We start from the raw sequence: 4,695 nt of genomic DNA, 5'->3' as shown, positions 1-4,695 counted from the left end.
GCTTGCGGGCATAGCTTGCGGCCTGATCCATATACCGCTTCAGCCTGGCTTGATTTGCGTAGCATTTAACCTCAATGATCCCCTCTTTCTCCGCGCATCGCAGGTGCAGGTCCACCCGGCCGTTGCCCGTGGGAAATTCCGGGCTGACGATGCAATACTCTTGAACCGCGTTTTTGTAGCCAGCGGCAGAGGGGACTCACGGCAGAAAGGACAGACATATTATGCTGGACATTAATTTGCACCGCCCCCCGGAAAAAACCCAGTATGGCATAAGATTGCATTCCCGGAACATTGCCGGTTTCAAGAACTCTGACCACATTGGGAGAATTGCCGCTGCCAGAAAGTGCAATGAGAATATCTCCGGGGCCCGCTTTGACCTGTAACTTGAGTGAGTCTTCGAACGGGCGGTTAAGAATTTTTTTTCTTGAGTTGCGGGCACAGCCCGCGTTAGGCGCTTAGCTCAAATTTCGAAACAACATGTTGTTCCATTCATCAGGAAGGCTGCTCTTTTGCTGACTACGCTTTTGATAGTGTTTGAGCACCTCACCATGACCTTGTTCTTCATACTGCTTCAGGTCGCTCTTAACGTCTTCCAGCTTTGCACGAATTTGCTGCTCACCAGCCAGTTGCCGCAAAAGCTCACGTCTATGCTCCCTTAATTGAAAAAATTGACTTCTGGTACTTTCAAAACGACGATTCCATTCCGCCCGGTCCACCTCGGGTGAACGGTCAACTACCTCTAAAAGCCCTCGAGGATTAGATGCAAGTTCGTTGATCTGCTTCTGACTGAAAATGCTTATGGGAAAACGGCTTTTAATGTCTCCAGGTTCAATCTCCTGCCAAACGTTGTTGACTTTCTGTTCCAAAACAGCGCCTTGCCCATCATATCTCCAGCGTAGTTGGTAATCCTTGCCACGTCGGTGAAGCTCCAATAGAATTTCCGTGTCATTCAGCATAACGCCTTTGTCCTGCGACAGCTTCATAAACTTATCCAGCTCATCTTTAACCCTGGGAGCTTCAGCTGCCAAATTCTGATCACGACGTGAAGCGATTCGGATGGATTCGAGAACAGTGGACTTCCCGGTTCCTCGACCGCCGATGATAGAATTGAAATGCGGATGAAATGGAATTATAAATGGCTGACCATCCGTACGCCCACAATGAAGCATGTTCTGGATAATCAGCTTTGCAATAAAAATATCAGGACAGTTCATGTCAGGCTCCATAGTTTTCTTTTGCTATTACACAGGCTCGATGTTCTTAACGGATTCATCACTCCTGCCGTAATCTTTTGACTTGGGGGTATGCGTGTGGAAATCAAATTCCCACCATTTGCTTCCCGGAAAATCCCATTTTTCATCCATTTCTATTCACCTCACACCCTTGTCACCGCCTGATCATACCACATGAGCAGTTTGGGGTCTTCTTCCAGGACTTTGCTTGGTATTTTTTCAGCAGTGTTGATTATCGCTCAATATTCCTTTTCCCGCCAGGCTTTGTTAAAACCGCCCCGGACTGCTTCCTGGTTAACACACATATTTTATTGAAAAAAAATGCCGGCTTATAATGTTCAGCCGACTGCTATTAATTATTAACCTGTATCATAGCTGGCCATGGGGGTCTGACCCCAAACTGTTTCCCTGACATTGAAATGATATGTTGCTTCTATTTTTGGGTACTTGCAATACGGGGATTCATACAGTTGAATAATCTCCAAACAAGTAATTTATCATGGTCCAGAATTCGTTGAATTGTCCCTGCTCATCTTTCTGGAGATAGCCGGTAACAAACTTCTTCATTTGATACTCAGAAAGAGACTCATCCAGAAATGGATCAATAGCTTTGGCTCTCATATCATTGAGTTTGGTAATATCCAGTTTCAGCCTCCTGATGGTCTCAAGAGCCGCATAATCATTTTCTGCGGCCATTATCAAACCGTTGCCTGTAAACATGAAATGGCTTTCACAGTCAGGGTCCAAAGGGGATATAATATAATCTTCATCGTACCAGTCATCTTTGGCATTGCCGCAATATAGGGGTTCACCCTTTTTCATCTGCTTCTGGCAGGAACAAAACATATTTTCATAATTCAGTGATTCCTTGGGAAATTTACTTTGGGGCCGGAAGTGTTCAATGTGTGAAGCTGCGTCAGTAATTCTCTGCTGGCAATAACAGCAGATCCACCCTTGCTCTTCCATCAGGGACTGCTTGAGTATCTTTTTTACATCAGTGCTCAAATTATCATATTCTGGATGCCAGTCAGGATTAGCAAGGGATTTCCAGGCGGAAAATGCTTCAGGTTCACACTTTTTGATTATTAGCTTCATTTGCCAATCAGCTCCTTGCGCTTGATCAGAACCGAAGCTTTTATCAGTTCAGGATCGTTTCCGATTTCTGAGTGCAGCCGGGCAATTTTTTCCCGGGCAAGATCTATTCTGTTTGCATTGATATCTTTATAGAGCTGGTTGATATCTGAAGTAACCTGGCTGGGCCTGGTAGTTTCAAGGCCCATTATGTCTTCAAGTATTCTGTCCACGTTCTTTCCATATGACTCAGTAGGCTTTTTTGCGGATATTCCTTCCTTATCAAGGCTAAGCAGAAAAATGTTATCCGGTTTGACATGGGTCAGTACGTGCGGTGAGTGAGTTGAAATAACAAACTGACAGTTGGGGAATGCTTCCAATAGCCTGGGAACAATAAGTCGTTGCCATTTGGGGTGAAGGTGCAGATCAATTTCATCTATCAGTACAACCCCTTGTCCTTCAAGGGGGTTTTCCATATCTGGATTGGCTATGGCCATCCGTCTGGCCAAATCTCCAACCATGGCCATCAAACATTTTTCACCATCAGAAAGTTGATCAACTATCAAGGTATAGCCATCTTTTTTAACTTCCATCCGCAAAGGACTGCGCCTTACAGTGAGATCAGTGAACTCAGGCATGAACATGTTTAAGGCTTTCCTGACAGATTCAAGCTGCACATCCGGATATGACAGCTGTTGATCATATAAGGTTTCAAGCTCGGCAGAATGTACACGGGCTTCGTTTTCCAGATCTTCTCTTTCTCTAAACCATTCAAAAAAAGTTCTGAAATTGGCTGCTCCTGTCAGTGAATCATCATATGCTGCCAGGAGGTTAAAGCGGTGTCTGGATTTAATGCGAAGCGGAATATCCAGCACAGCCCGGTTTACAGGATAATATGCCAGAACCGGCAAATTGGTCTTTTCTTTTTCAACAGTTATTTGCTCTTTTATTTCTTCGGTTAATTCATTCAGCTCAGAAAAATATGACCTTGTTTTTATTCTGGTGTGGCCTTTGCGAACCTTAACCATCTTCCATCTGACATCCTGCTTATTGATTTTGCAGGTAATTTCTAAAGTTGAAACGGATGTGCCATTTAATATATCAGACTCAGTGATGGGCCGTCCTGATGAGCCTGTGGATTTTATCCGGTTTGCAAGCCAGGAAAGCAATAAAGCAGCAGCGTCCAGGACTGTGGATTTGCCCGAACCGTTAACTCCCACGAAAATGTTAAGCCTTTCTTGAAAATCAAGATCCAGTGCCTGAGCCCCTCGAAAGTTTGACAGGTGCATTTTCTTTATGTTCATAATAATTGCCTCCTCAGGCTGACAGTCCGGGCACGTTTTTCAAGGCCTGCCCAATGATGATCATAATATAAGGAGCTCATGCTTCCTTTGGTTTCGGCGATGAAATAGACATGCTTGATCATGACTACATAAACACACCGATCCAATTCAGGAGTGGTTGGCACTCCTTGGGCTGATATTTATAGAAACCTCAAACCTTAGAGCGGGCTCTTTGAGAGCAAAATAGACGTTCTAAGATTTAACTGCAAAAAGTCAGAAAAGAACAAATAAAGCTAAATATGAATCTCTTAACTCTTTGTTTTTACTGACTACTGTCTCCTGCCTGCCCCGTGAAACAGCCCGCAGGGCTCCCTGTCGAAGACAGGGGTTTCACTGGGGACTCCTGCCCCCTGCGACTGCAAAAAGGACTTTTTGCAGTGGCATCTTCTAAGGCTGAAAAACAATCACAATCAAGGCTTTTTCTATGTTGAATCAATGGGTTGACTCGGTCCGACCCCGAAAACGGTGCAGGTTGACAGCAAATAGCCAGCAGCCATTGAAACTGATACTAACTGGGAAAACAAGCAAAAACATCGAAGATGCTTTTCTAATGCGGGCTGTGCCCACAACCCAATTTAAACAAGAATAGTTAAGTTTGAGCGATAACCTAACTTTTCAGGTTGAAGACTGAAGGCTGAAGGCTGAAGAATAAGTATCTTGGGCATCATTGCTCTTTCAAGACTAAAAAAATTTCTTGTTTTTTTCTACAGGATTGAAACGGTAAGTTTCTAGGCTTTATTCAAAAAGAAAATCTTAAAACAGCCATTTTGATATCAAAATGGCTGTTTTAAGGCCAAAATCAGGGCCTTTTTGGGATATTTTCTTCAACTATTCAATGACTTGATCAGGTCCGACCCTGATTCACATGATGGTTTGGTCCCCTCCAAAACGCTCGTTAATCAGTGAAAACTTACTGAATCATTCATGACCGGTTGAGGGCACATCATCACATGTTCAACTGGATGATCTGGTTCAGGCGCAGGCAGGCATCACGAAATAGCGGATTCTTCAATTTTCCCAGGGGATGTGGTTTCGCCCCGCGCAATCGC

At 44.2% G+C, this 4,695-nt stretch carries 4 protein-coding genes; all 4 read right to left on the bottom strand.

The annotated features are described in order from the left end of the window. Nucleotides 1-455: 455 nt before the first annotated feature. Nucleotides 456-1,214: an AAA family ATPase gene (locus QZP87_RS10435; RefSeq protein WP_291322863.1), complete on the bottom strand. Its 759-nt coding sequence runs from the start codon at nt 1,212-1,214 to the stop codon at nt 456-458. A gap of 27 nt (nt 1,215-1,241) precedes the next feature. Next, nucleotides 1,242-1,364 carry a hypothetical protein gene (locus QZP87_RS10430; protein WP_291322862.1) on the bottom strand — a complete coding sequence of 41 codons (123 nt, stop codon included), beginning with the start codon at nt 1,362-1,364 and terminating at the stop codon, nt 1,242-1,244. A gap of 330 nt (nt 1,365-1,694) precedes the next feature. Next, nucleotides 1,695-2,327, bottom strand: a complete 633-nt coding sequence (locus tag QZP87_RS10425) for a retron system putative HNH endonuclease (RefSeq protein ID WP_291322861.1) — start codon at nt 2,325-2,327, stop codon at nt 1,695-1,697. Next, complete coding sequence (locus QZP87_RS10420) at nt 2,324-3,607, bottom strand: AAA family ATPase (protein ID WP_291322860.1); 1,284 nt, start codon at nt 3,605-3,607, stop codon at nt 2,324-2,326. The genes QZP87_RS10425 and QZP87_RS10420 overlap by 4 nt, the downstream gene beginning before the upstream one ends. Between the last annotated feature and the right edge of the window lie 1,088 nt (nt 3,608-4,695).

The organism is Desulfonatronospira sp. (assembly GCA_003563255.1).
Lineage (GTDB): Bacteria > Desulfobacterota > Desulfovibrionia > Desulfovibrionales > Desulfonatronovibrionaceae > Desulfonatronospira.
The sequence above is the reverse complement of the archived record's forward strand: the minus strand, read 5'-3'. Positions and strand labels throughout refer to the sequence as shown.